The sequence below is a fragment of the Flavihumibacter stibioxidans genome (assembly GCF_014332695.1).
GTDB lineage: Bacteria > Bacteroidota > Bacteroidia > Chitinophagales > Chitinophagaceae > Flavihumibacter > Flavihumibacter stibioxidans.
Genome location: NZ_MBUA01000031.1, coordinates 37,503 through 61,223, shown reverse-complemented (window position 1 = coordinate 61,223; position 23,721 = coordinate 37,503). Strand labels below are relative to the sequence as shown.

General features: G+C 46.3%; 28 protein-coding genes. 13 read left to right on the top strand and 15 right to left on the bottom strand.

The genetic code is table 11. From position 1 onward, the window contains the following. Positions 1-50: 50 nt before the first annotated feature. The gene (locus BC349_RS19290) at positions 51-1,955 is read left to right on the top strand and encodes a beta-N-acetylhexosaminidase (RefSeq protein ID WP_343063808.1); all 1,905 of its coding nucleotides are present in this window, start codon (positions 51-53) and stop codon (positions 1,953-1,955) included. Position 1,956: 1 nt separating this feature from the next. Here BC349_RS19290 and BC349_RS19285 read toward each other — a convergent pair whose 3' ends face one another. Then, positions 1,957-2,415 carry a DUF4268 domain-containing protein gene (locus BC349_RS19285; RefSeq protein ID WP_187258434.1) on the bottom strand — a complete coding sequence of 153 codons (459 nt, stop codon included), beginning with the start codon at positions 2,413-2,415 and terminating at the stop codon, positions 1,957-1,959. A 125-nt stretch (positions 2,416-2,540) separates the two neighbouring features. Here BC349_RS19285 and BC349_RS19280 point away from each other — a divergent pair, with 125 nt between their 5' ends. The 8 genes from BC349_RS19280 to BC349_RS19245 all read left to right on the top strand — a co-directional run bounded on the left by BC349_RS19280 (position 2,541) and on the right by BC349_RS19245 (position 7,595). Then, positions 2,541-2,810, top strand: coding sequence for a hypothetical protein (locus tag BC349_RS19280; protein ID WP_187258433.1), 270 nt, complete (start codon positions 2,541-2,543; stop codon positions 2,808-2,810). 64 nt (positions 2,811-2,874) lie between these two features. Beyond that, positions 2,875-3,771 carry a cysteine synthase CysM gene (cysM, locus tag BC349_RS19275; RefSeq protein WP_187258432.1) on the top strand — a complete coding sequence of 299 codons (897 nt, stop codon included), beginning with the start codon at positions 2,875-2,877 and terminating at the stop codon, positions 3,769-3,771. 19 nt (positions 3,772-3,790) lie between these two features. Further along, positions 3,791-4,582: a DUF2452 domain-containing protein gene (locus BC349_RS19270; protein ID WP_187258431.1), complete on the top strand. Its 792-nt coding sequence runs from the start codon at positions 3,791-3,793 to the stop codon at positions 4,580-4,582. A gap of 34 nt (positions 4,583-4,616) precedes the next feature. Further along, positions 4,617-5,015 carry an SET domain-containing protein gene (locus tag BC349_RS19265; protein WP_187258430.1) on the top strand — a complete coding sequence of 133 codons (399 nt, stop codon included), beginning with the start codon at positions 4,617-4,619 and terminating at the stop codon, positions 5,013-5,015. 153 nt (positions 5,016-5,168) lie between these two features. After that, the gene (locus BC349_RS19260; protein WP_187258429.1) at positions 5,169-6,140 is read left to right on the top strand and encodes a PhoH family protein; all 972 of its coding nucleotides are present in this window, start codon (positions 5,169-5,171) and stop codon (positions 6,138-6,140) included. Between the two features lie 68 nt (positions 6,141-6,208). Next, positions 6,209-6,616, top strand: coding sequence for a hypothetical protein (locus tag BC349_RS19255; protein WP_187258428.1), 408 nt, complete (start codon positions 6,209-6,211; stop codon positions 6,614-6,616). Between the two features lie 16 nt (positions 6,617-6,632). Next, positions 6,633-7,175 (top strand): inorganic diphosphatase, encoded by a 543-nt coding sequence (locus tag BC349_RS19250; RefSeq protein WP_187258427.1) that lies wholly within the window; start codon positions 6,633-6,635, stop codon positions 7,173-7,175. Beyond that, the gene (locus tag BC349_RS19245) at positions 7,176-7,595 is read left to right on the top strand and encodes a TSUP family transporter (RefSeq protein ID WP_187258426.1); all 420 of its coding nucleotides are present in this window, start codon (positions 7,176-7,178) and stop codon (positions 7,593-7,595) included. On the opposite strand, the gene BC349_RS19240 is transcribed toward BC349_RS19245, so the two are convergent. After that, positions 7,592-8,356, bottom strand: coding sequence for a C40 family peptidase (locus tag BC349_RS19240; RefSeq protein WP_187258425.1), 765 nt, complete (start codon positions 8,354-8,356; stop codon positions 7,592-7,594). The genes BC349_RS19245 and BC349_RS19240 overlap by 4 nt on opposite strands. Positions 8,357-8,417: 61 nt before the next feature. On the opposite strand from BC349_RS19240, the gene BC349_RS19235 reads away from it, so the two are divergent. Both BC349_RS19235 and BC349_RS19230 read left to right on the top strand, forming a co-directional pair. After that, entirely contained in the window at positions 8,418-8,999 is a 582-nt protein-coding gene (locus tag BC349_RS19235; RefSeq protein ID WP_187258424.1) for an RNA polymerase sigma factor, read from the top strand. Further along, positions 8,996-9,358: an anti-sigma factor gene (locus BC349_RS19230; RefSeq protein WP_187258423.1), complete on the top strand. Its 363-nt coding sequence runs from the start codon at positions 8,996-8,998 to the stop codon at positions 9,356-9,358. The genes BC349_RS19235 and BC349_RS19230 overlap by 4 nt, the downstream gene beginning before the upstream one ends. Here BC349_RS19230 and BC349_RS19225 read toward each other — a convergent pair whose 3' ends face one another. From BC349_RS19225 to clpB, 10 genes are all read right to left on the bottom strand, one after another. Next, positions 9,359-9,838 carry a nucleoside deaminase gene (locus BC349_RS19225; RefSeq protein ID WP_187258422.1) on the bottom strand — a complete coding sequence of 160 codons (480 nt, stop codon included), beginning with the start codon at positions 9,836-9,838 and terminating at the stop codon, positions 9,359-9,361. Between the two features lie 5 nt (positions 9,839-9,843). Further along, a complete protein-coding gene (locus BC349_RS19220) occupies positions 9,844-10,902 on the bottom strand; it encodes a hypothetical protein (protein ID WP_187258421.1) in 1,059 nt (352 codons plus the stop codon). 143 nt (positions 10,903-11,045) lie between these two features. Further along, positions 11,046-11,408: a hypothetical protein gene (locus BC349_RS19215; RefSeq protein ID WP_187258420.1), complete on the bottom strand. Its 363-nt coding sequence runs from the start codon at positions 11,406-11,408 to the stop codon at positions 11,046-11,048. A gap of 81 nt (positions 11,409-11,489) precedes the next feature. Beyond that, entirely contained in the window at positions 11,490-11,846 is a 357-nt protein-coding gene (queD, locus tag BC349_RS19210) for a 6-carboxytetrahydropterin synthase QueD (RefSeq protein WP_187258419.1), read from the bottom strand. Between the two features lie 55 nt (positions 11,847-11,901). Continuing rightward, positions 11,902-12,594: a hypothetical protein gene (locus BC349_RS19205; RefSeq protein ID WP_187258418.1), complete on the bottom strand. Its 693-nt coding sequence runs from the start codon at positions 12,592-12,594 to the stop codon at positions 11,902-11,904. 47 nt (positions 12,595-12,641) lie between these two features. Then, the gene (locus tag BC349_RS19200) at positions 12,642-13,190 is read right to left on the bottom strand and encodes a DsbA family protein (protein WP_187258417.1); all 549 of its coding nucleotides are present in this window, start codon (positions 13,188-13,190) and stop codon (positions 12,642-12,644) included. A 58-nt stretch (positions 13,191-13,248) separates the two neighbouring features. Further along, the gene (locus tag BC349_RS20080; RefSeq protein ID WP_246457076.1) at positions 13,249-13,407 is read right to left on the bottom strand and encodes a YdeI/OmpD-associated family protein; all 159 of its coding nucleotides are present in this window, start codon (positions 13,405-13,407) and stop codon (positions 13,249-13,251) included. Further along, positions 13,335-13,631: a DUF1905 domain-containing protein gene (locus tag BC349_RS19195; RefSeq protein ID WP_246457071.1), complete on the bottom strand. Its 297-nt coding sequence runs from the start codon at positions 13,629-13,631 to the stop codon at positions 13,335-13,337. Before BC349_RS19195 ends, BC349_RS20080 begins: the two co-directional genes overlap by 73 nt. A 23-nt stretch (positions 13,632-13,654) precedes the next feature. Then, the gene (locus BC349_RS19190) at positions 13,655-14,416 is read right to left on the bottom strand and encodes an SOS response-associated peptidase (RefSeq protein WP_187258416.1); all 762 of its coding nucleotides are present in this window, start codon (positions 14,414-14,416) and stop codon (positions 13,655-13,657) included. Positions 14,417-14,428: 12 nt separating this feature from the next. Then, positions 14,429-17,029 (bottom strand): ATP-dependent chaperone ClpB, encoded by a 2,601-nt coding sequence (gene clpB, locus BC349_RS19185; protein WP_187258415.1) that lies wholly within the window; start codon positions 17,027-17,029, stop codon positions 14,429-14,431. Between the two features lie 208 nt (positions 17,030-17,237). Here clpB and BC349_RS19180 point away from each other — a divergent pair, with 208 nt between their 5' ends. Further along, positions 17,238-18,287: a serine hydrolase domain-containing protein gene (locus BC349_RS19180; RefSeq protein ID WP_187258414.1), complete on the top strand. Its 1,050-nt coding sequence runs from the start codon at positions 17,238-17,240 to the stop codon at positions 18,285-18,287. A 2-nt stretch (positions 18,288-18,289) separates the two neighbouring features. Here the strand turns inward: BC349_RS19180 and BC349_RS19175 are convergent, their stop codons facing one another. Together BC349_RS19175 and BC349_RS19170 are read right to left on the bottom strand one after the other, a co-directional pair. Further along, positions 18,290-20,197 carry a DUF3857 domain-containing transglutaminase family protein gene (locus BC349_RS19175; protein WP_187258413.1) on the bottom strand — a complete coding sequence of 636 codons (1,908 nt, stop codon included), beginning with the start codon at positions 20,195-20,197 and terminating at the stop codon, positions 18,290-18,292. Further along, a complete protein-coding gene (locus tag BC349_RS19170; RefSeq protein WP_187258412.1) occupies positions 20,194-22,218 on the bottom strand; it encodes a transglutaminase domain-containing protein in 2,025 nt (674 codons plus the stop codon). The genes BC349_RS19175 and BC349_RS19170 overlap by 4 nt, the downstream gene beginning before the upstream one ends. Before the next feature lie 35 nt (positions 22,219-22,253). Here BC349_RS19170 and queG point away from each other — a divergent pair, with 35 nt between their 5' ends. Continuing rightward, a complete protein-coding gene (gene queG / locus BC349_RS19165) occupies positions 22,254-23,201 on the top strand; it encodes a tRNA epoxyqueuosine(34) reductase QueG (RefSeq protein WP_222840234.1) in 948 nt (315 codons plus the stop codon). Here queG and BC349_RS19160 read toward each other — a convergent pair. After that, on the bottom strand, positions 23,198-23,719 hold the full coding sequence (locus BC349_RS19160; protein WP_187258411.1) for a hypothetical protein: 522 nt from the start codon (positions 23,717-23,719) through the stop codon (positions 23,198-23,200). The genes queG and BC349_RS19160 overlap by 4 nt on opposite strands. Between the last annotated feature and the right edge of the window lie 2 nt (positions 23,720-23,721).

The following is a 23,721-nucleotide window of genomic DNA, read 5'->3' as shown; positions in this document are numbered from 1 at the left end:
CTCAAAATAATAAAATCAAGTATTTTCAGGAATAATAATACGCTTCAATTATGTTAAGATATTGCTTGTCTTTCGTGATGACCCTTGCGATCTGCAACGGGTATTCCCAGGCACAGGGCTCTAGCCCGGCTTTAATTCCGATACCGGTAAAAATGCAAACTGGAACAGGAATCTATCATCTGAAACAACAGGTCAGCTTCAGCACCAATGCCAGCTCCCCTGAAATTGATTTCATCTATCAGCAATTATCTGGAAAACTAAGGACGGCCGCAGGTATCAGTTGCACCCGGACCAACCAGCAGGTGGCAGATATCCGGTTTGAACTGGTCAAACCCGCCGACAAAACGATCGGCAGGGAAGGCTACCGGTTACAGGTAAACGAAAAAGGCATTCAGGTTGCTGCCAATGAAGCTGCGGGTTTCTTCTATGCCCTGCAGACTTTATGGCAGTTGATGCCGGCAGAAATCGACAGCAAAACGCCTGTCCAGTCAGTTAACTGGACGGTTCCCCACACCACGATCACTGACCATCCCCGATTTGGGTGGCGGGGATTGATGCTGGATGTAGCCCGGCATTTCTTCACCAAACAGCAGGTGATGGATTTTATCGATAATATGGTAAAGTATAAATACAATATGCTTCACCTGCACCTTACCGATGACCAGGGCTGGAGGATTGAAATCAAGAGCATGCCCAAACTTACTGAAGTTGGTGCCTGGAGAGCGGAAAGAACCGGCAGATGGGGTGAATTTAAAAAACAGTCCCCCGAAGAACCCCGAACCTACGGAGGCTTTTATACGCATGAGGATATACGTGAGTTGATACATTACGCAAAGCAGCGTTTTGTTACCATTTTACCTGAAATCGATATTCCGGGACATAGTATGGCCATGCTGGCTGCCTACCCCGACCTGAGCTGTACGCCCACCCCATACCAGGTAAATGTTGGCGACCGTTTCATGATCTGGCCCGGAAACGGAACATTTTACGGAACGATTGACAATAATCTTTGTCCGGCCAACGAAAAAGTATATGAAGCACTTGACAGGATATTTACCGAGGCAGCGCAGCTATTCCCATACGAGTATATACATATGGGTGGAGATGAAACCTACAAGGGTTTCTGGGAAAAAAGTGAAGCCATCACTGCGTTGATGAAAAGGGAAAAGCTGAAAGACCAGCATGAGGTTCAAAGCTATTTTGTAAAACGCGTTGGCAGGATCATTGCTTCAAAGGGAAAAAAAATGATGGGATGGGATGAGATTATGGAAGGCGGACTGGCACCTGGCGCGGGGGTCATGAGCTGGCAGGGTGAAAAAGGCGGAATTGAAGCAGCACAACTGAAACACCCGGTTGTAATGTCACCCAATACGTATACTTATGTAGATCTGTACCAGGGCGACCCGCTCGCCGAACCACCTACCTATGGCATGCTGCGCTTAAAGAAAACATACGAATTCAACCCGGTGCCCAAAGGAGTTGATTCGAGCTATATCCTTGGTGGACAGGCAAATCTCTGGAGTGAACGGCTTCATACCGTCAGGCATGCGGAGTATATGCTTTGGCCCCGCGGCTGGGCAGTGGCCGAATCGGTCTGGAGTCCTGTAACTGCCAAAAACTGGAATGACTTTGTGAAAAGAACCGAAATCCACTTTAAACGTGCCGATATGGCGGAAACCAATTACTCCCGCAGTATGTATGACCCGATAGTGGCAGTCCAAAAAGTGCAGGACAGCCTGGTTCAGGTTTCCCTGTCCACTGAGGTGGATGGACTCAGCATTCATTACAGTTTTGATGAATTTTATCCCGACCGTTTTTACCCGGTTTACAAGCAGCCGCTGGTGTTTCCTGCAGGTGCCAGCAGCCTTAAAATAGTGAGCTATCGCGACGGAAAACAGGTTGGCAGGCAGATCAACCTTCCGCTGGAGGAGCTTAAAAAGAGGATCAGGAAATAATTCAGACAGCCTCAAACTGGTCCCTTGCCATGCTCCAGAAGGCATCCAGGGCTACCAGCCGTGGCTTGAGGAAACTTATAATGGCAGGCCAGTCCTGCTGATTCAATACAGAAACCTGGTTGAGCCGCACAAAAATGCGGCTCAACTTTTTTCCGTATTCGTCTGTGGCATTGGGTTCCCAGGTCCAATCGTCCCCCGCTTCCGCTTCAAAAAAGGTCCTTAATTCCAACAACTTACCAAAGCAGTTCCTGCGATCTGTTTCATCGGGATGACTCATGACAATGCCCACCTCACATCCCCTGTTGGGCGCTTCTATCCGGAAGTACAGATGTTTTAGGCCTGTCTTGTAATTCAGCCAGTTTACTTTCCCGCCACTTGCCGAAAGAACGGGAAGCATGTATTGCCCAAATGCTGTAAAAAACTGCTTTCGCAGCAGGGAAGCCTGTTCCTTTGTATACATACAGGCAAAAATAACCGGACTGCCCTGAATAAGTTTATGTGATTTAGCAGGTATTTGTCAATATGTAGCACGCAAATTGCTGTGTTAAATTGTTTATGTTACTGTTAACTGTTTACTGAAATCATATGCAGATACAATTTGTGAGGAATATACAGTTCACCCGCCTGATAAAAGCAGATGGCCGTTTGCGCGAGTTCAACTTCCGGAAAATGATGTTATTACAGGACACCCTCTTCTCCATTGACGTAGTGGATGACCGGGGCAACAGGATCATGTTCCGGATGGGGAAAACCGACGGCGGCTGGCAGATCCTACCACAACAACCGCTTCCCACCTGGGTAACAGAACAGGAAAAGGTCCTGAGCGATATGATTCAGGAAGAGCTTAACAATTAAAGGCTTCCTTTTTTAGCGGAACTGTAATAACTTTCCGGCAGCAGACTAAACTGCAAATTATCATATGGCCGGAATACTTGATCTGGTAGGAAACACTCCGCTTGTTGAGTTAAAGCATGTAATCGTCAATCCGAATGTGACCATCTATGCCAAACTGGAAGGAAACAATCCTGGCGGCAGTGTGAAGGACCGCGCCGCCTATGGCATGATCAGGGGCGCAATGGACCGGGGTGAACTAAAACCTGGTATCAGACTGATTGAAGCAACCAGTGGAAACACAGGAATTGCCCTGGCCATGATAGCCAGTTTGTTTGGGGTTGAAATTGAACTGGTAATGCCTGAAGATGCTACCCGCGAGAGGGTCCTGGGCATGGAGGCTTTCGGTGCAAAAGTGATCCTCACCCCTAAAGAGAAATCAATGGAAGGGGCCATTGATTATGCGAACGAGCAAGTTGCAAAAGGCGGGTACCTGATGCTGAACCAATTCGCCAACCCTGATAACTACCAAATGCATTACCGCACTACTGGTCCGGAAATATGGCGCGACACCAATGGCCAGGTAACCCATTTTGTTTCCGCTATGGGAACAACAGGCACCATAATGGGCGTATCCAGGTTTTTAAAAGAGCAGAACAGCAACATCCAGATTGTAGGCTGTCAGCCTACTGACGGTTCGAAAATTCCGGGGATCCGCAAATGGCCGGAGGCCTATCTTCCCAAAATATTTGAAAGGCAAAGAGTTGATCGCATCATGGATGTTGCAGAAAAAGACGCCCGGATAATGGCCAACCGGCTGGCAAGGGAAGAAGCCATTTTTAGTGGGATGAGCAGTGGAGGTGCCGTACATGCAGCGGTGGAATTGTCCCGCGAACTAAACAGCGGTATTATTGTTTGTATTATCTGTGATCGTGGGGACAGGTACCTGTCTTCAGACTTATTTGATAAACAATTAACTGTTTAAGGTCCCTCTTTTCATCCCTATGGTGCAAGCATATAACTTCCTCGCTTCCTGGCAGCTTTTTCCGGAGAAATGTAACTATGAAAAAGGGATGCCGCCCAGGTCGGGCAATTACCGGATCGAAAGCATCAAACAGCAGCAGGAACTGTCTGTCCAGATCAACTGGGTTACGCTCGACAATGAAGCATTCTTTTCGCAATATGAAATCAGGCCGGACGGGCAACTACATCCATTTGCAGACAAAATATTTGCCGACAGCATAAAGGGTGAAATCATCAATGCCTCAACTATGGAAATAAGTTTCCTGAAGGAGGACGATGTTATCCTTAAGGTGAAGAAGGAGATACTCGGAAATGGTTACCTGAAAATCAGCCAGGAAGGAATTGATGCAGAAGGCATTCCCTTCCGCAATATTGATATTTATCACAAACAACTCAGCGTATTACCCTATGCATCTTCTGTGGGCAGTGTAGCGGTTAAACCAACGGAAGAAGGTGTGATCAAACACAAGGCATTGCAGGCGATGGAGGAACAAACCAATATGCACCTTGACCAGATCAGGCAGCAGATTGAATTGCTGGCAAGGCAGGCGCAGGAGATCAGAAAACGAAAGGAACTATCCATGATCATCTACAATGCAAAACTCAATTTCCAACCTGTTATTGGTCACCGGTACTATCTCTACGAGAAGCAGGATGATTCACATATTTTATCAATGGTAAGTCCGAAAGAATGGGGCGGCAACGGACCCTTTAAACAACTAATTGCCGCTGTACAGTTGTTGGCCGACCATACCTGGGTCGAAATCCAATAAGTTCATATCACCACCCATTACCCCTTACTCCGGCATGAATTACAAACTCTCAGTTAAACGCAGCCAGATCGATGGCAAGGGATGCTTCACGCATGAATTCATCGGAGCCCGTAAAAAGATTGGAAACCTGGGTGGTGAAATCATCAGTGTACGGGAAGCACGCAGAAGGGTTAAACAGCAAAAACGGGTGGCAATGGTTGAGTTCGGAGATGGCCGCGCACTGGATGCAGGCATCCGTTCCAATGAATTACGTTTTGTAAACCATTCCTGCCAACCGAATACTTTTATGCGGTGCTGTTATGGAAAAGTGGAATTTTATTCTCTTAGAAATATCAGCAAGGGCGAAGAACTCACCTGTGATTATGGAGAAACACACCATGACGGAAAGCTTGCCTGCAGGTGTGGCGCACCCAATTGCAAAGGCAAATTGTAGGCGGGAAACATTAACAATATCCACAACTTGTGCATAAGTAACTTTGCAACGTATATAGGTGCAGGATTATATTTGATAAGAGCCTATAAGAAGCCGGCGATGCGATGATCGCCTGTCCAGTTGATATTATTGTGAACATTAAATTGCAGCGCATTGACAGAAAAAATCATCAACCTTGAAACCGTTAATCCCATTGAATTTTTTGGTGTAAACAACGGAAAATTAGATATCCTAAAGAAAAAATTCCCCCTCCTGAAAATTCTTTCCAGAGGAACCCAGATCAAATTAAGCGGCGCTCCTGAACAGGTCGATACGGCCAAAGAGAAAATAGACCTGATTGTTCAATACCTGGAGCGGAATGGCCATATGAGTGAAAATTATTTTGAACAGATACTGGGTGGCGATGATGCAGAAACAGTAGATAATTTTGTGGAGCGTAACCCGAACGACATCCTGGTTTTCGGTCCGAATGGAAAAACAGTAAGAGCGAGGACTGCCAATCAAAAAAGAATGGTGGTGGGCGCCGACAAAAATGATATCCTTTTCGCCATTGGACCCGCAGGTACCGGAAAAACCTATACCGCAGTGGCGCTGGCAGTGCGGGCTTTAAAAAACAAGATCGTTAAAAAGATCATCCTTACCCGGCCGGCTGTTGAAGCAGGCGAAAGCCTTGGTTTCCTGCCTGGTGATCTCAAGGAAAAAATCGACCCTTACTTACGCCCATTATATGACGCACTGGATGACATGATCCCGGCCGACAAACTCGGGTATTACATGAGCAACAGGACCATTGAAATTGCCCCCCTCGCCTACATGCGCGGACGCACACTGGACAATGCCTTTATCATTCTTGATGAAGCCCAGAATGCCACTGACCTGCAGCTCAAAATGTTCCTCACGCGGATTGGCGCCAACGCCAAAGCCATCATTACGGGTGACCTGACCCAGGTTGACCTCCCAAAAAATCAAAAGAGCGGGCTGGAAAAAGCCGTCAGGATCCTGAAGAATGTGGATGGCATTTCCCATATCGCCCTCGATGAGGAGGATGTGGTAAGGCACCGCCTGGTAAAAGCCATTATCCGGGCTTATGACCGCGAAAAGGAAAGGGAACAGCAGATACCCTGAGAATTTATTGACCAGAAAGGTACAGGCGCCGGGTATTCCCTGACGCCTTTTTGTTTAAGTTTGCATCCATGAAACTAAACCTGCCTGTCCTTACCAGCCTGAGTGCCATCTTTACCCTCCTTGCCTGCAGCAATGAGAGCGGGTTCAAGCCCGCAGAAGATGCACAGGATGCCGGAAGGGAATTCATCCGGGCATCCCTGGATGGAAATATGAAAAAAGCTGAATTCTATATGCTCCGGGACTCTGTGAACCAGATGATCTTTGACAAATGGAAAACAGATTTCTACAACAAACTTTCTGCTGAAGAAAGGAACAAATATCAGAACGCCAATATTCTTCCACTTAATATTGAAAACCTGAATGACTCAACGGTTAATTACACATACTCCAACACTTATAAAAACAGGGATACCACTACGGTCAGGATCGTTCGACGTAATGGCAGCTGGCTGGTTGACCTGACAGACATTCACTAAACTACAATCCTTATATATGTTAACTGTATCACACCCATGGCATGGCGTTCCAACCGGCGAACATGCTCCACGCATCGTAACTGCCGTTATTGAAATCCCCCAGGGTTCCCGGGCAAAATATGAGATCGATAAGGAAAGCGGATTGCTGAAGCTTGACCGGATCATTTATTCTTCTTTCTATTATCCCTGCAACTATGGCTTTATTCCGAAAACTTATGGTGATGACAAGGATCCGCTTGACATCCTGGTAATCACTTCCCAGCCGGTGCAGGCAATGTGCCTCATGGAAGCGAAAGTGATCGGTGTAATGCGCATGATCGACAGCGGTGACGCAGACGATAAGATCATAGCAGTTGCAGCCAATGACCCAAGCGTTAATTACTATAACAATATTGAAGAGCTGCCCAAGCATTTCTTTGACGAGCTCAGGCACTTCTTTGAAGAATACAAAAAACTGGAGAACAAAACTGTTGTGGTGGAAGAATTCCAGGATAAGGCTACTGCACTGAAGATCATCCAGAACGGAGTTGATTTTTACAAGGAAACATTCCAGAAATAAATGGCGGCCACAGAAATCATCACCATTGTTATCCTGGGAGTTGCGGCAGGTATCCTGAGTGGCCTTGTAGGCATCGGCGGAGGAATCATCCTGGTGCCGGCACTGATCTACTTCCTGCACTATTCCCAGCACCAGGCACAGGGAACATCACTGGGAGTACTCACCCTGCCGGTAGTGGTTCTGGGCTTTTATCAGTATTACAGGTATTGCCAGACAGCCGGCACGCCGATCGACATCAAAGTCATCGGCCTGCTGGCTGCCGGCTTTATACTGGGCGGATTCTTCGGTGGTAAAATAGCGGTCAGGATTGATACGGATACAATGAAAAAGATCTTCGCAGTGATCCTGTTTTACACTGCGTTTAAACTGTTACACTGGGACACCCAGATCATTCGCTGGGCAAAACAGCTCTTCAGTTAAAAATAACGCCTGATCACCCGAAGGTGATGGGTTCTTTTCTTCTGGTCGCGGCTGATAATCCCCTGGTGATCGATATCGTCAATGCGGACTTTCCCGGAAGAGTGAATGATCTCCTGATCGTTCAGCAGGATCCCAACATGGGTGATCCTTCCATCGGGTTCATCAAAAAATGCCAGGTCGCCGCAGCGGGCTTCCTGCAAAAATCCAACAGAATGCCCTTCACCTGCCTGCAGGTAAGCATCCCTTAACAGGTGAATGCCCAACTGGCGGTAAACCATCTGGGCAAACCCGCTGCAATCAATCCCGGCAACTGTTCTGCCTCCCCACAAATAGGAAGTGTTCAGGTATTGCATGGCAACCGGAATAATCAATTCCGCCGGATTTGCCACCGGCCGCACCTGGTGCGTTAATCCATCAAAACACAAACTGAAAGCCCCGGCATGAATCTCTCCATCATACACCGGGGTGCCCATGAAAATATTCATCGGCTGTCCGTTTACGTTAGAAATGCCAAAACTTCCGTTGAAATATCCTTTAATTTCGGGAACAGGTGACGCCAGCGGAGCCAGTTGTATCTTCTGGCACCAGCCCTCATATCCATCATGCAATGACCTTATCTGCAGCCATTCGCCCCTGACTTCATCCAATACCTGTACCTGTTCGCCCAACAGCAACTGGCTCGTCATTTCACTCCGGTGATCAGCGGCTTCCCTTACCGCGCATACTGCCACAATTGGTATATAAATGTTTTCTGTTTCCATTTCAATTACAAATTATGGAAATAAGCTTGATCGGCATCTTACAAAAAAATGATAAATTGACATGGTGAATCCCGACAGGCACAACCATATCAGCGAACAGGAATTACTCAACAGGTTTTACCTCGACAGGAATAAAGAATGGCTTGGCATTCTTCTTCAACGATATACATTACTCTTACTGGGTGTTTGCATGAAATACCTGAAGAATGAAGAAGCTGCGCGGGATGCCGTTCAGCAGATATTCCTGAAAGCCATAACCGAACTGGAAAAATACCCGGTTGAGTATTTTAAGTCCTGGCTATACATGATTGCAAAAAACCATTGCCTCATGCAGTTCCGCGACCGGAACCGGCAACCAATGGAACTAACGGAAAGGCTTATCCTGCGGGAAGATTCCGACCGCCTGCAGGATATCCGGGAAAAGGACCGGCTGCTTGACTGGATGCACGAAGGACTGCAAAGCCTGAATAAGGAGCAGCAGCAATGTGTAACTTTATTCTACCTGGAAAAGAAAAGCTACCACCAGGTTGCTGAATTGACCGGCTTTAACCTGCAACAGGTGAAAAGCTTTATCCAGAATGGAAAACGCAACCTGAAACTGATCATTCAACGAAGGTTGCAACAAAATGAAATTGACAAATGAATAAGGACCTGTTACATATACTGGCCCATAGCAACAAGGATATAGACAACCAGCTGCTAATGGATTATATCAGCGGCAGGTTATCAGATGCCGACCAGCATGCTGTGGAAGAATGGCTGCAGGAAAACGAATTCGCATCTGATGCCCTGGAAGGTTTACAGGAATTTGGCAACAAGGAACAACTAAAAGAATTTGTAGCCCAGCTGAATAAGGATCTGAAATCATTCCTGCAGCAAAAAAGACAGCGCAGGGAGAAAAGACGTTTAAAGGACAGTCCACTCCCCTATATCACCATCATGATCATACTGGCTTTTATGGTTCTTGCCTATATTGTTATTAAACTTCTTGCGAAGAACTGATCAGTACCTAGTCTTATCCTCCTTCATTTTCCATTCCTGGAAAACTTCACCGGCTGCTGGTGTAAGGCAATGTACAAACGGGATTTTCCGGTCGGGGTATTCAAGTTCAAGCTCCTCATAAATAAAGGAATCATCGAAACCGGCATCCGCAGCATCGGAACGATTGGCAGCAAAAAACACGCGGTCAGGCCGCGCCCAGTAAATGGCTCCCATACACATTGGACAGGGTTCACAGGAGGCATAGATTTCACAGCCGGTTAATTGGAAATCATCCAGAATCTGGCAGGCTTCGCGGATGGCTACGATTTCTGCATGCGCGGTCGGATCGTTTTTGGAGAGCACCTTATTGTGGGTGGCCACCAAAACCTCCCCGTCTTTCACAATCACACAACCAAAAGGTCCGCCATGGCCCTGCTCCATGCCAATTCTCGATTGCTCAATGGCAAGTCTCATAAAGCCCGACTGTTTCTCTGTCAACATGCTGCTTACTGGTATTGAATGTAAACGGGCATGGGTTTCACTTTAACCAGTTCCTCTGGTGTCAGCAACCGCGATGGAGTTTCCTTCAGATCGTTTTTATAGAATATTTTAAATCCGGTAAATTCAATGGGTTCCTTGTAAATGAATTGTCTATACGTATTCATTTTTCTTGCAGGAGCACCCCAACCGTCCATATGCATTACAATCTGGACTTCCGGGCGGGTTTTGATTTGCTTATAATTGGTTACCATTGGACGGGTAAAACGATGCACCACCAAAACCTTGGCTGGCAGGTTGTTCTTCTTTACAAGGTCCGCCAGGTATTCAGAAGCATAGTTGATATCAGCGGCATCAAAAGTACCAATCACTTTGCCGGGAGCCTGCCCGCCTTTCATGGAAAACTCGGGGTCAATTCCCAAATGAACATTCGGCATGGCCAGGTATTTTTCCAGCTGGGGTATTTCTTCCTGGAGGGTACTGAGTCCTACCTGTATATCAAGAAACACAATAGCATCAACCTGCTTAGCCATATTCAGCACGGAATCAATCTGGTGGAAAGGCATGCGAAGACGGTATTTCCCTCCCTTACCCGGACTCCCCTGTGCGGTCACAGCAATATAATGGAGGGCCGGCTGAACGGGCAGGTTCGGATCAGCAGCTTCCCAACGTTTAACCTCCTCTTTCAGTTTATCCAGCATTTGGGTTGGAGGCAGTTCCCCGAGGATTCCCATCCGGGTACTATAGAGATTACCATAATAGGCAATGATTCTTTTAAACGGCAGGATGGCACCGGCAACCGGGTAATCCGTTTTTACAGGCCACAAACCGGTTGTATCGCCATTGGTGATATGACTTAATTTCTCATCAAAACCAACGGAATCTGCAAGTGGTGCAGCAGCAGGCGCTGCCGGCCGGGCATTTACCTCACCTGTCTTTCCCGAACTATCGGCCAGTGCCAATTTGCTTTCGGAGGCATTTGCCTTGGAATAAACAGTATCACAGGCAATGGCTGAGAATACCAGCGGAAATGCCAGAAGGCTTGTCAATAGACTATTAGATTTCATAAATTTCATTTAATCACAGGATTGGAACAGAATCCAAATCAACGCAACTATCACTCCAAAAAACGAACTTATTTAAAAAAAGTTGTAAAGGGTGGCTGACATCAAAAAAATAATGTCGGCCACCCTTTAAATTATTTGTGTCATTATGCCTGTGCAGGCGGGTTATCGTCCCCGTCAAATTTATCTTTAATTTTCGCCCACCAGCCACTGGCCTTGCCCTTCAGTTCCTCCCATTTTTCCCTGGCCTCATCGTCCCAGGTATCGATTTCGGCCTTAAGTTCTTCAATCTTTCCGCCGGCCTTGATCTTCAGGTCATGGATCTTTTCATCGCTGAAACCTGTTTTAGCCTGGAATTGTTTCCACAGTTCCTCTGCCTTGTCCTCCACTTTATCCCAGGTTTCCTCAATCTTTTCACCCGCATTTTCCGCAGCCCTGGAAGCAGCATCCTTCAAATCCGCAATCTTATCCCCGGATGGATTCTTCAGGTTTTCTCCATTTGTACTCATAGCATAAATTTTAATGATTAGGTTAATTCTTAGTCATGAAAATTACGCAATTTCTGAGTAGAACCGGTGGTTAAGTTTCTATTAATCCCCGCTGTAAATTACCCCCGAACTGGGTGTTTCATGCAGTTCTACTTTTACCAGAAGTGGCAGGAAGGGCTTGATATTATCCCAGATATACACTGCGATCCTCTCGCAGGTTGGATTGGTAAGTCCTTCAATATTATTCAGGCATTTATGGTCGAGCCTTTCCACCACAGGTTTAACAACCTGCTTGAGTTCGGCAAAATCCATCACCCAACCCAATACCGGATCCAGCGGACCCTCCAGCCAAACTTTGAGTCGATAAGTATGCCCATGCATTTCCTTGCATTTATGTCCCACCGGAACATTTGGCAGAAAATGGGCGGAATCAAACGTAAATTCCTTGAATAACAGCATATTCGGTAAAATAAGAGCGCAAAGTTACTGAATTGCACTGTTTTTTTACCGCGGATTATTTATTCAGCTGATTGGCCATTTCAACCAGGTCTCCTTCCTTCCTGGGATTGAATCCCTTATTGGCACCCATATAGGCAGAGAGTTTATCTGAAAAAACCGGAGCCTGCTCCTGGAGTTCTTTTTTGTTTTTCGGCAACTTAATGATCTTGTTATTGAGTGGATTAAAGAGGTATATCCCCTCCTGGCTTTTGAAAGATTTTTTCACCGTGCCGATGCTGACCATTTCCTCTCCCACTACTTTTTCGAGGTATTTCAATACCTGTATGGACGGACCATCCGCCACCACCTGGTAATAAAACTTTTCGGAAAGATTATCCACTTCGGGGTAACCATTGCGGAATTGAAAGCGTTTCTGCTGACCAGTCACCTGACCAGTAAAAACGACCTCCTTTACCGGATCGCCGAAGTCCAGTACCTGGTTGTCCTGTTTAAACTGCGGTTTGTTGCCATATAAGTCAAAATTCAGGACAACCCCTTCAGCTTTCCCACCGTTTTTAAATATAACGGTACCTAATACCCAGGTTTCACTCAGGTATTGAGACCCTTCGACATCTTCATTTTTACCGATGATTCCGACACCATCACGATTGGTGGCCCTTAAAACAGGGGTGCCGGAAACTCTGACCTGGCTGAATGCGGCGCCGGCAGTACTTAAAAGAATAGTTGATAGGATGAGTGTTTTTTTCATCTGACCAAGATAACAGATTATTCTATTCCCCAAAAACCACTCTTACATCAGGCACGTTTCTTCTTTAACGGCACCAATTCCTGGAGAGCTTTAGACAATGATGGCACTGTGATCCGGCCATTGTATAACTGGCTGTTGATGAAAACCGCCGGCACATCACGCACCCCTTTTTCAACCCCTTCCAGCAGGTCAGCCCTTACAGTCCAGCCATATACTGAATCCACCAGTTTGGGAATAAAATTTTTATCCTTCAAACCTGCCTCCCTGGCATATTCCTTCAGGCTGATGGATCCGAGGCGCTTGCGGTGGGCAAAGAGCAACCGATGCATTTCCCAGAAACAGCCTTCCTGCACGGCAGCCACCGCAGCTTCTGCCGCCTTGTGGGCATTCTGGTGAATTTTGGTAAGCGGGAAATGGCGGAACTGGAAGCGGATGCTTCCATCAAATTGTTTCAACAGATGGTCAATTACTTCCTGCGCTTTGGCACAGGCTTCACTTTCATAATCCCCATACATTACCATGCTGATTTCAGCATGGGCATCCCCCATCCATACGGTACGTGGTTCAATGATTTCGATCTTGTTCGGATTCGACATAATGGCTCCTTTAATTTATTGCAGCAGGTTTGGCCATTTGGTTGTATAACAAAGATTGTCAGGGTCTGGCGGAGGTTGCACCAGCCCGGATCATTTCACTGTAGCTCCATTTTTTTACCATGGCATTAACAGTCCGGGCAATCCTTATGTCCCGGGTAGATTCTGTTTTAGCCACTTCGATCCATTTACTAAAATAACGCTGGTGGGATGGCTGCAGGCTGTTGAAGAACTCCAGTGCAGCCGGATCATCCTGCAGGCACTCCAGCAGGGCGGGATAAAATCACCACCACCAATAGGTATCAATGCAATGGAGTTAATTTCAATTTCATCAAGCCTGCCCTTTACCCGGAAGGACTTTTTATTGCCCGGTTTAATTTTTGCTGCCAGTTCGGGCGAAACATATATATATAGGTCCACCCGGTTTTGTCCCCCTGCTGCCATAGCGCTGAATAATAGCTTCGAATCTAACCATCGGAAACCAGCTTTAATTCCGGGAGACCCTCATAGCGAAAGGGCTCAACAGGGTCAGGTGCCGTCCGGAAGTCCTTTTTTATGGTGATAGCCGTCATTGCTGCCGGATCATATTGGTAGTGAACCAGTTCGGTCAGCCTTTCCTTTGAAAGGCCAGGCTGGATCCATTCCATTGCCAGTTTGTCGGGCAGCACCAGGGGCATTCTTTTCTTTTTGTTATGAACCTGTGCCATCAGGGCGTTGGCGGCAGTGGTAACCAGGGCAAAGCCGGTCAGGTATTCACCGGTTTCCTGGTCGGTCCAGTTTTGCCAGATACCCGCCATATAAAACACCGGTCTTCCGGGGAGATATACCAGGTAAGGAATGGCGAGTTCTTTTTTGGCACCGGCCGGCTTCCAATGCCTCCATTCATAAAAACCACTGGATGGTACCAGGCACCTGCGATGCAGGGCTGCATCCTTGTATAATCGCGAATCCAACAGGTTCTCTCCAATGGCATTCAGGGTAGTATATTTCTGTCGGCCGGCCTCTACTTCTTTCATCGTCCTGCTCCAGGGCGCAATGAACTCCCAGTGGGCCATCAGGGGTTCCGGACGGGAGTGGCGATCTGACCAGATGATAATCGGCCAGTCGCCATATTCGAATCCGCTTTGCATGGGATGTGCACTGGTCATACCATCGGGTAAAACGATCTGCCAATCACCCAGTTCGAAAGCATGACTGACCGGCACGATTAGCCTGTTGTAGTAACACATACCCGAATTTACTTATTCATTCCTGAATACAACCACTCCATCAAACACATCCACCAGCACCGGCCTGTTTTTATCGATATCACCCATGAGCAGCCGCTTACTGAGTTGGTTAACAATTTCCTTCTGGATCAGTCGCTTCAATGGCCTTGCTCCAAATACGGGGTCAAATCCATGTTCTGCGAGGAAGTCAACAGCATAATCACTGAATTCCAGCACGATCCCGTTCTTACCAACCAGTTGTTTCAACTGGCTCAGTTGGATCTTTATAATATTGCGGATATCATTGCGCATCAGGGGCTGGAACATGATGATCTCATCCACCCGGTTTAAAAACTCAGGACGGATAGTCTGCCTGAGCAAATCCATCACTTCCCTTTTTGTTTTATCCACGATTTCATCCTTATTCGCTTCGGTAACGTCCTCAAAATTGCCCTGGATGATATGACTGCCGATATTGCTGGTCATGATGATGATGGTGTTTTTAAAGTCAACCACCCGGCCCTTGTTATCTGTAAGCCGGCCATCGTCCAGCACCTGCAGCATCACATTCCATACATCGGGGTGGGCTTTTTCAATTTCATCCAGCAGCACCACACTATAAGGTTTACGCCTGACAGACTCGGTCAGTTGGCCGCCTTCATCATAACCGACATAACCCGGAGGTGCTCCCACCAGTCTTGAAACCGTATGCTTCTCCTGGTATTCACTCATGTCGATACGGGTCATGAGGTGTTCGTCATCGAAGAGGTATCCGGCCAATGCCTTGGCAAGTTCTGTTTTACCGACCCCGGTGGTACCCAGGAAAATAAATGACCCGATGGGCTTGCGGGGATCGCTCAATCCAGCCCTGCTCCTGCGAATGGCATCGGCTACCGCCGTGATGGCTTCTTCCTGTCCGACCACTCTTTCATGCAGATGATCCTCCAGGTGGAGGAGTTTTTCTTTTTCGCTCTGCAGCATTTTAGCCACCGGAATACCGGTTGCCTTGGCCACAGATTCCGCAATATCCTCGGCATCCACTTCCTCTTTCATGAGACGGCTGCTCTGGGCGCCGTAGGCTTCCAGTTCGGCGGTCATGTCTGCAATGATCTTTTCCTGCTCCTGTACCTTTCCATACCGGATTTCAGCTACCCTGCCATATTCGCCATTGCGTTCGGCCCTTTCAGCTTCCAGCTTCAGTTCTTCTATGGTTGCTTTGGCTGTCTGCACTTTTTCCACCAGGTCTTTCTCCTGCTGCCACCTGGCTTTCAGGGTATCGCGTTCCACACTCAGGTTACTGATCTCAATATTCAGCGCCCTCAGTTTATCTTCATCATTCTCGCGTTTGATGGCTTCCCTTTCGATTTCAAGCTGCCTGATCTGGCGTTCCAGTTTATCCAGTTCTTCCGGCATGGAATTCATTTCCAGGCGCAGCTTGGCGGCACTTTCATCTATCAGGTCAATGGCTTTGTCGGGAAGGAAACGATCGGTGATATAGCGGTGTGACAATTCCACGGCAGCGATAATGGCTTCATCCTTGATTCTTACATGGTGGTGGGTTTCATAGCGGTCTTTGATGCCACGCAGGATTGAGATCGCATCTTCCACGGAAGGTTCATCGATCATCACTTTCTGGAAGCGGCGTTCCAGTGCCTTGTCTTTTTCGAAATATTTCTGGTATTCATTCAGGGTGGTGGCGCCAATGGCACGCAGTTCGCCCCTTGCCAGGGCCGGTTTCAGGATATTGGCGGCATCCATGGCTCCTTCACCGCCACCGGCACCGATCAGGGTATGGATCTCATCGATGAAGAGAATAATCTCCCCTTCGCTTTTGGCCACTTCGTTTACCACTCCTTTCAACCTTTCTTCGAACTCACCTTTGTATTTGGCACCTGCAATCAACTGGCCCATGTCCAGCGCAAAAATGATTTTGCTTTTCAGGTTTTCAGGCACATCACCATTTACGATTCGCATGGCAAGTCCCTCTGCAATGGCTGTTTTACCAACCCCTGGTTCACCTACCAGGATGGGGTTGTTCTTACTCCTGCGTGACAGGATATGCAGCGTCCGGCGAATCTCCTCATCACGACCGATCACCGGATCGAGTTTACCATTACGTGCCAGTTCGTTCAGGTTCTTGGCGTACTTGTTCAGTGTATTGAACTGGGTTTCCTGGGTTTGGGAGGTGATGGTTTCTCCTTTCCGAAGTTCCTTGATGGCCGCAATCAGTCCTTTTTCTGTGAGACCGGCGTCTTTCAGTAATTTTGCTGCAGCATCATTACCCTGCTGGATAGCCAGTAAAAGATGTTCCGGGGTTACGAATTCATCCCCGAATGATTTCAGCACAGCGCCGGCGCGCAGAACAACATTATTGGCATCGCGGCTGATAGACTGGGCTGGCTCTCCTCCCTGCACCTGTGGCAGCTTACTTAAGAGTTGTTCCAACTGGGTGTCAAGTTGCTGCAGGTTTACTGAATTTTTTTTCAATAAAAATTTTACGGGTGATTCCTGCTGGTCGAGCAATGCTTTTAATATGTGTTCCGTTTCAATATTGGCATTCTGGCCATTGAAAGCAATCTGCTGGGACTGCTGTATGATTTCGGCAGCCTTTACGGTAAAATTGTTCAGGTTCATATTTTGTTCATTTCTAAGGTTCCATTACAATCCGCAAACCCCAATCCAAGCTTGTTTTTCGGCAACTATGTCAGTAGAAATTAAAAAAAACTGACTCATCTGCAGTTCCAGACCCTTATTTCGGAAAAAATTACAGGCTGCAACATTTCGGGTGCTTTTTAACGTTATCGGAACAGTTCCATGATTTAATTTTATTTAAACATCTCCCATGCGAAATCTGTTGCAAACAGCCTTTCTGGCTGCCGGTCTGTCTTTTATTGTTCCGTTGAGCGCACAGGTAAAACCTGGCAAGGGTCCAGATATTCCAGCACTTACGGAAGGACTACAGAAATATGCCAAAGACCTGGGGAATGATTTTGTGGTAATTGTACAAAAAGACGGCAAGGATGTTTACAGGAAGGAGTTCGGCGAATTGAAAGCCACCATGCAGGAGCCTATTGGTGCGGCCAGTCAATGGTTAACGGCAGCGCTGGTGATGACTTTCGTGGAGGAGGGAAAGCTTTCTTTGGATGATAAACTGGGCGATTACCTCCCGATTTACCAAAGTTACAGCAAGGGATATATCACCTTACGTCAATGCTTATCCCACACTACCACCATAGAAACTGACCCTCCGGTTTTTCGTACTGCCCTCAAGAAGAAGAAATTTGACACACTGGAAGATGAAGTGAACAGTTTTGCGAAGGACCGCAATATGAAGGGCAAACAGGGCACCCAGTTCTATTATGGCAATATCGGACCAAATATAGCAGGCAGGGTGCTTGAAGTGATTGCTAAAAAGCCTTTTGACCGGCTGATGCGCGATCGCCTGGGAAAAGCACTTGGCTTGAGGCGGACAAATTTCATGAGTGACGGCATCTATTCAGAGAGCCCATCTGCCGGCGGCAAGTCTTCTGCAGACGACTACATAAAATTTCTCTCGATGCTGCTTAATAAGGGAATGTACAATGGCAAACAGGTATTGAGTGAAAATTCTGTCAATGAGATATTGAAAATGCAAACCGCGAATGCTCAAATCGTATATGCTTCTCCGTTATCACAGGGAAATGCATACGGACTTGGCTGCTGGCTGCAGGAAAAAGATGAACAGGGAAATGGGATACTTGTGAATTGTCCGGGTATTAGTGGTACCTGGCCCTGGATCCATAAGGGAAAGGGATATGCTGCCATCGTTTTCACAAAGGGGGAATCACCCGACCAGAAACGGATGATTTTTGAAGAGATCCGGGAATTGATTGAACAGCATATCCCACAATAACATTATTCAGATTTTACCAATACCAACCTGGCCCTGTCTGCCTTGTACATCTGGTCATAGAAACGCACCAGGTCATTAAATGATTTTGCCGGAAACCTTCCCTGGTTTAGTTTAAGTCGCCTTGTATAGCGTATAATGTTACCATTTAATTCGGCTGCCGACTGGTACCTTCCAAAATCTGTCTGAAGATCAAGTGGTTTGGGAAAGGATTCAGCCCGGTACCCCGCCGGCACTTCAATTGTCACCGTATCAGATTCTATTCTGGTTTCCTGCAGGTCAATGTCATAGAACCTGGCTGTATCAATAGCAAGTTTACTATTCCATTTATTGAGCAGGTTGGGAATAATAAATAATCTTTTACCGGAGATCTGGGCATAGTTAGCTGCGGTTAGGCTAATCCTTTCTTCGATAACCGGAAGCTTATTTTGCAACTCTTTATAACTAAAATCCTTGATTTCATAATGTGGCAGGTCAAGGTTTTTATCCAGGTATTTTTGTTGTTCCTCCCTGGATTGTGCATGAATCCTTCCATGAAGATCATCGCTGCATTCTGCCTGGTAATTATTCATCACATCCATTTCGAGATTTCCGGATGCATCCAATCGTGCCATTATATTTGAATGGAAGAGATTATCGGATTGTCTGTAACGGGGTGTTCTCACCAACTTCCCCCCATCTTCAGTAATCAGTAACGCGTTTCTGTTCCCGGTAAACTTTCCCATATAACCGGATGGAACTGTCTGGCTGGTACATTCCAGCCAGATGGTATCATTCTTCAGGGGAACGGCACAAACAACATGATTAAAAACCTGTGCGGGAAAATCGGCTGGAATATCCCTTTCATATTCACCACCCCTGATCAATGTATAATAGGCTTTGATTCCGGCCTCCTTCAGCAGCGCAACCATATAATTGGATAGCGCCTTACAATCTCCATAGCCTTTGGACGAGACCATTTCTGCCGGAAATGGACGCCATCCACCAATGCCAAGCTGAATGCCGACATAATGTGTTTTTTCCTGCATATACCTATAGATGGCAGTCACCTTCTCTTCATCAAAATTCAGTCCACGGACTATCTCTGCAACTTTTTGTTTATCTGATTCGGGAAGAACATCCATTCCTTTATTCAAATGGTACTGAAATTTCCCCAGCTCTTTCCAACTGCTCATATCGCCCCTGAAATCGTCGATCCTGAAACTTGTAGGGGCGAAACTTACATAAGGTGCAATTTCATGGATAGGTGGTGATGCATATTCTGCAGGTGCGGCAGGCACCTGCATCACTTCCCATTTTTCTAACCTCTTATTCCTTAGTGTTGACTGAATTGATTTAGAAGGATAGTTGTATGTTTTAACCCTGTACTGATAATCTATATCTGAAATCAGGGTAAAACTGCTTTTTTCAACGGATACTCCCCGTGAAGGCACTGGTGACCAGTTGGGAAGAAACATGGTCTGTGATTCAGTCCTGGTGGATTGGTATTCGACCGTATACGGATATTCCCGATGAAAGAAATTATGGTATTTAACACGGTTATCATCCACCATGGTCATTTGTGAACTGACTGGTTCATCCTTGATTTCGGACTTTTTCAGTGTCCTTATTTTATTCCCCGCTGCATCATACAAAGTGCCTTCGATTCTATCCACACTGTTCAATTTGGAATAATGCTCAGTCCAGTAGGCGTGATTGTCTCCTGCCTCATTCAGAATGGTTATCACATAATGCTCCCTGATGGTAACCTTATTAATGGAATGTATTTCAACTTCATGTTCCCTCAGCCTGATAACTGCATTGGCATATTTCACCAAGGGTTTGGGAATGGAAGAAACCGGGTAATCTGCGGCATAACTCCGCAGTGCCATCATAAGTAATAAGGCAGAAAAAATATAATTCCGGCTAATCATGGGTTGGCTATTTTCTTGAGTACGATCTGTTCTGCCTGTTTTTTTATTACAAATCCAAAAAATTCCCTGAGTGAATCATAATCTTCCGGATTAAAACTGGCTTTTGCCAAAGACACTCTTGTACGCAGTTTAATTCGGCTTGCATCAGCATTTATGATATACTCAAAACTGCCATCACTTTCATTCAACGACACTTTTACTGATTTTGGAAGTTCATCTACTTTATATCCTTCGGGGATTTCAAAATTGAGCAGGTAGGTTTCATCAATACGGTATGGCATTTCCACCGGGTACATCCGGCTGGTTGATTTGAACGGGTTTTCCCGGGAGAATGGCACGAGTACAGGATCGAGGTATATGATATCTTCACCCTCCCGACCAATTGCCAGATCATAATATACCTTAATAGGTAGGTCCAGTTTTTTTAAGGAGTCAATATGGGTACGGGTTATGCTGTAATCGGTTCCATAACTTGTTTTGATTTGTTCGAAATAAGCATTTTCACTCTTTTCCCGGATATATTCACGCCGGCTTTGGGATTCATAATAACCAAAATTGGTCTGGATGCCGCCCTTTAAGCTATCCTTATCAACAATCACAGTAGCCATTGTCACTTTCCTTTCCAATAAAGAATCTGCTAACAGGTATATAGGAACGGGATCTTTCATCAGCACCCGCGCATGACCGTTATAGCAACGAATATCTAGTTTGTCAAAACCAAGATCTGGAGAACTGGCATCCAGCAAAAATTCAGATTCAGCTATTAATGCAGCACAAATAACATAGTTGAAACGGTCCATTAACGGGTATATCTGGTGGGTCTGACCCTGTGACCTGGTACTCAGGATTACAGGATAAGCTTCAATATTCTGGCTTTTTAACATTGCTATCAGCAGCAGGTTAAGGTCGGCAACATTACCACTCTTCGTTTTAATAAGGTTTTTCAAACCGGTGGAGGTATACATGCTTCCCCTGCTGGTGCAGGTATAATTGTCCCTTACGTAGGCATAGATACGCCTGGCTTTTTCAACAGGGTCTGTTATTCCTGCCAGTACCGGCACCAGCAATTCCTCTACATATCCTTCTGCTTTTTTCAACTGATCCCCAAAGTTTTGGTGGCTCATCAGATTTTCTGTCACTTTTGGCCAGTCCTCCAGGATGGGTATTGGATTAGAATTAGGATACCGGATCGAAGACAGTTGGAATTCAATTTTGCTGCGGTAATTTTCGAGACTTGTGGTGAAGCTCTCTTCCTTTAGGGATGGTATGTTTTTTATGACCCACCGCTTTTGCATGGCACTGCCGTTGAGGGTAAAGTCATTTTGTTTTAGCCCCATGGTTCCGGCGTCCCCACCCCTGATTTTGTAGGCACGTGGCACTTCTTTCTTGGTTGAGATATGATAGGGAAGAAATCCCTGGCTCAGGTAAACATAATCATAGTATTCCGGCACTTCAATCTCATACTCACTCCAAAGGCAGGGATAATCACCCTGGAACACCCAGGGGCGGAATTCGAACAGGAAATCTGATTCAATTCTATAGCTGAGTTCAAATATGGAGCCCTCTTTGAGCGCGGGCATGGAAAATTTCTTTATATGATAGTTACGCGACTGCTTTTCAGTAAAAACCTGGTTGTTTTCGAGTTTTGTCTCGGTTATCTTACCTGCATCAAGGTTGTAGGTGGTGCCCTTTATGCTCTTCACTTCCTCCTTGGAATCATTGGTTTTTGAAAAATAAACCGGTATCAAAAATTTTCCCGCATCCACACCGTTTTTATCAAGAATCTTAACACGAATCCTGCGCTCGAATTCATACCCAAAGCCACCATTGAAATTGGGAACAATGCGTGAAACACCCACATCCCCGAGAACAAGTGCATGAGCCCCGGTATCAAAAGCAGGCACACCCTGGGTAAAATCGGCGGGACTTAATTTTCCGAATTTAAAAGGCAGCTTATCTTGTGCTATGGAAGCAAGGGAAAAAAACAGAAAAGTACACAGGAAAAGGCGGTTAATTTTCATGGAATGTGTGTTTAAAATTTCGAAAAATATAAATTTTGACTGAGATTCAAAACTTATCCGAAAGAATAAAAAGTCTGGCTGCAGAATTGGGATTTTTTCACTGTGGCATTGCAAAAGCAAAAAGGCTGGATGAAGATGCTGTGCGTCTTGAAAACTGGTTGAATAAAAACTACCATGGCAGCATGTCTTATATGGCCAACCATTTTGACCTTCGTGTGGATCCGATGAAACTGGTGCCCGGCGCAAAATCTGTAATTACATTGCTGATGAATTATTATCCGGATACGCGTCAGCAAAATGATGTACCACAGATCTCGAAATATGCCTATGGAAGTGACTACCATGAGGTAATCAGAACGAAATTGAATGAATTGTTATTCCGGGTTCGCGAAATTGCAGGAAATGTAAACGGACGGGGTTTTGTGGATTCTGCACCCGTACTCGAACGGGCCTGGGCAAGGGAAAGCGGCCTGGGCTGGATAGGCAAGAACGGAAACCTGATCCATAAAGGAGCCGGATCCTTTTTTTTCATTGCAACCCTGATTACTGACCTTGACCTGCAACATGACACAGCTTTTGCAGGCGATTATTGCGGAACCTGCCGGAAATGCATAGACGCTTGTCCGACCGATGCCATTCTTGAAAATAAAACGATTAACGGAAGCCAGTGTATTTCCTACTTCACCATTGAATTGAAGGAAATGCTGATACCAGGAAATATGCAGGGAAAGTTTGGCGACTGGCTGTTTGGTTGTGATGTATGCCAGGACGTATGCCCCTGGAACCGCTTCTCCAAACCGCATAGTGAAGCAGCATTTAAACCCATACCGGGCCTGCTCAATATGAGTTCAGGTGACTGGGAAGCGCTGGGCGAGGAACAATTCAGAAAACTTTTCCGCTATTCGCCCCTGAAACGTTCCAAATACCAGGGCATTTTGAGGAACCTGCGGTTCATTCAGACCACTGGTCCGTCATCACCTTAAAACATCCATCCCATCCGGAATGACAGACTGGTAAACTGGTAATTATAGCGTTCCCCGGCTTCCATGCAGGGAGGAACAAGACAAGGCATTGTTACCCATCTTTTTTCAATTAGCTGCTTATAACTGTAACCCACATCCATCAGAAAAGCGGACCTTAATTTTTGCAGCTTCACCTTCCAGCCTATACCGGTGCGACCATAGACCCCGGGCCTGAATGCACTAAAATTGCCGCCGCCGTCGATCCCCGCCATAAAAGCATGCCTTCGGCCACCCCATTCCCTTTTGAGTGAAAGGTACAATGGGAAGGATTCTATCCTGTACCGGTCCCAGCCCAATCCTACACCGGCAGTCCATTGCTTAAATGCAATGCCGTTTACCGTGTGAAATTCAAACGCAGGTGAAGACTCCCCGGCAACGATTCCGGCATAATTACAGGACCTGAAAACAGCATTTTTCTGCGAAAAAGCACTGAAACCCACCAGGAGCAGCCCGATAATAAAACTGATCATTTTCATCATAC

What these genes read in the sequence shown, in the direction of transcription:
- BC349_RS19290 (WP_343063808.1), top strand. Translation starts at nt 51, where the DNA reads ATGTTAAGATATTGCTTGTCTTTCGTGATGACCCTTGCGATCTGCAAC.
- BC349_RS19285 (WP_187258434.1), bottom strand. Translation starts at nt 2,415, where the DNA reads ATGTATACAAAGGAACAGGCTTCCCTGCTGCGAAAGCAGTTTTTTACA.
- BC349_RS19280 (WP_187258433.1), top strand. Translation starts at nt 2,541, where the DNA reads ATGCAGATACAATTTGTGAGGAATATACAGTTCACCCGCCTGATAAAA.
- cysM (WP_187258432.1), top strand. Translation starts at nt 2,875, where the DNA reads ATGGCCGGAATACTTGATCTGGTAGGAAACACTCCGCTTGTTGAGTTA.
- BC349_RS19270 (WP_187258431.1), top strand. Translation starts at nt 3,791, where the DNA reads ATGGTGCAAGCATATAACTTCCTCGCTTCCTGGCAGCTTTTTCCGGAG.
- BC349_RS19265 (WP_187258430.1), top strand. Translation starts at nt 4,617, where the DNA reads ATGAATTACAAACTCTCAGTTAAACGCAGCCAGATCGATGGCAAGGGA.
- BC349_RS19255 (WP_187258428.1), top strand. Translation starts at nt 6,209, where the DNA reads ATGAAACTAAACCTGCCTGTCCTTACCAGCCTGAGTGCCATCTTTACC.
- BC349_RS19250 (WP_187258427.1), top strand. Translation starts at nt 6,633, where the DNA reads ATGTTAACTGTATCACACCCATGGCATGGCGTTCCAACCGGCGAACAT.
- BC349_RS19245 (WP_187258426.1), top strand. Translation starts at nt 7,176, where the DNA reads ATGGCGGCCACAGAAATCATCACCATTGTTATCCTGGGAGTTGCGGCA.
- BC349_RS19240 (WP_187258425.1), bottom strand. Translation starts at nt 8,356, where the DNA reads ATGGAAACAGAAAACATTTATATACCAATTGTGGCAGTATGCGCGGTA.
- BC349_RS19235 (WP_187258424.1), top strand. Translation starts at nt 8,418, where the DNA reads ATGGTGAATCCCGACAGGCACAACCATATCAGCGAACAGGAATTACTC.
- BC349_RS19230 (WP_187258423.1), top strand. Translation starts at nt 8,996, where the DNA reads ATGAATAAGGACCTGTTACATATACTGGCCCATAGCAACAAGGATATA.
- BC349_RS19225 (WP_187258422.1), bottom strand. Translation starts at nt 9,838, where the DNA reads ATGTTGACAGAGAAACAGTCGGGCTTTATGAGACTTGCCATTGAGCAA.
- BC349_RS19220 (WP_187258421.1), bottom strand. Translation starts at nt 10,902, where the DNA reads ATGAAATCTAATAGTCTATTGACAAGCCTTCTGGCATTTCCGCTGGTA.
- BC349_RS19215 (WP_187258420.1), bottom strand. Translation starts at nt 11,408, where the DNA reads ATGAGTACAAATGGAGAAAACCTGAAGAATCCATCCGGGGATAAGATT.
- queD (WP_187258419.1), bottom strand. Translation starts at nt 11,846, where the DNA reads ATGCTGTTATTCAAGGAATTTACGTTTGATTCCGCCCATTTTCTGCCA.
- BC349_RS19205 (WP_187258418.1), bottom strand. Translation starts at nt 12,594, where the DNA reads ATGAAAAAAACACTCATCCTATCAACTATTCTTTTAAGTACTGCCGGC.
- BC349_RS19200 (WP_187258417.1), bottom strand. Translation starts at nt 13,190, where the DNA reads ATGTCGAATCCGAACAAGATCGAAATCATTGAACCACGTACCGTATGG.
- BC349_RS19195 (WP_246457071.1), bottom strand. Translation starts at nt 13,631, where the DNA reads ATGGCAGCAGGGGGACAAAACCGGGTGGACCTATATATATATGTTTCG.
- BC349_RS19190 (WP_187258416.1), bottom strand. Translation starts at nt 14,416, where the DNA reads ATGTGTTACTACAACAGGCTAATCGTGCCGGTCAGTCATGCTTTCGAA.
- clpB (WP_187258415.1), bottom strand. Translation starts at nt 17,029, where the DNA reads ATGAACCTGAACAATTTTACCGTAAAGGCTGCCGAAATCATACAGCAG.
- BC349_RS19180 (WP_187258414.1), top strand. Translation starts at nt 17,238, where the DNA reads ATGCGAAATCTGTTGCAAACAGCCTTTCTGGCTGCCGGTCTGTCTTTT.
- BC349_RS19175 (WP_187258413.1), bottom strand. Translation starts at nt 20,197, where the DNA reads ATGATTAGCCGGAATTATATTTTTTCTGCCTTATTACTTATGATGGCA.
- BC349_RS19170 (WP_187258412.1), bottom strand. Translation starts at nt 22,218, where the DNA reads ATGAAAATTAACCGCCTTTTCCTGTGTACTTTTCTGTTTTTTTCCCTT.
- BC349_RS19160 (WP_187258411.1), bottom strand. Translation starts at nt 23,719, where the DNA reads ATGATGAAAATGATCAGTTTTATTATCGGGCTGCTCCTGGTGGGTTTC.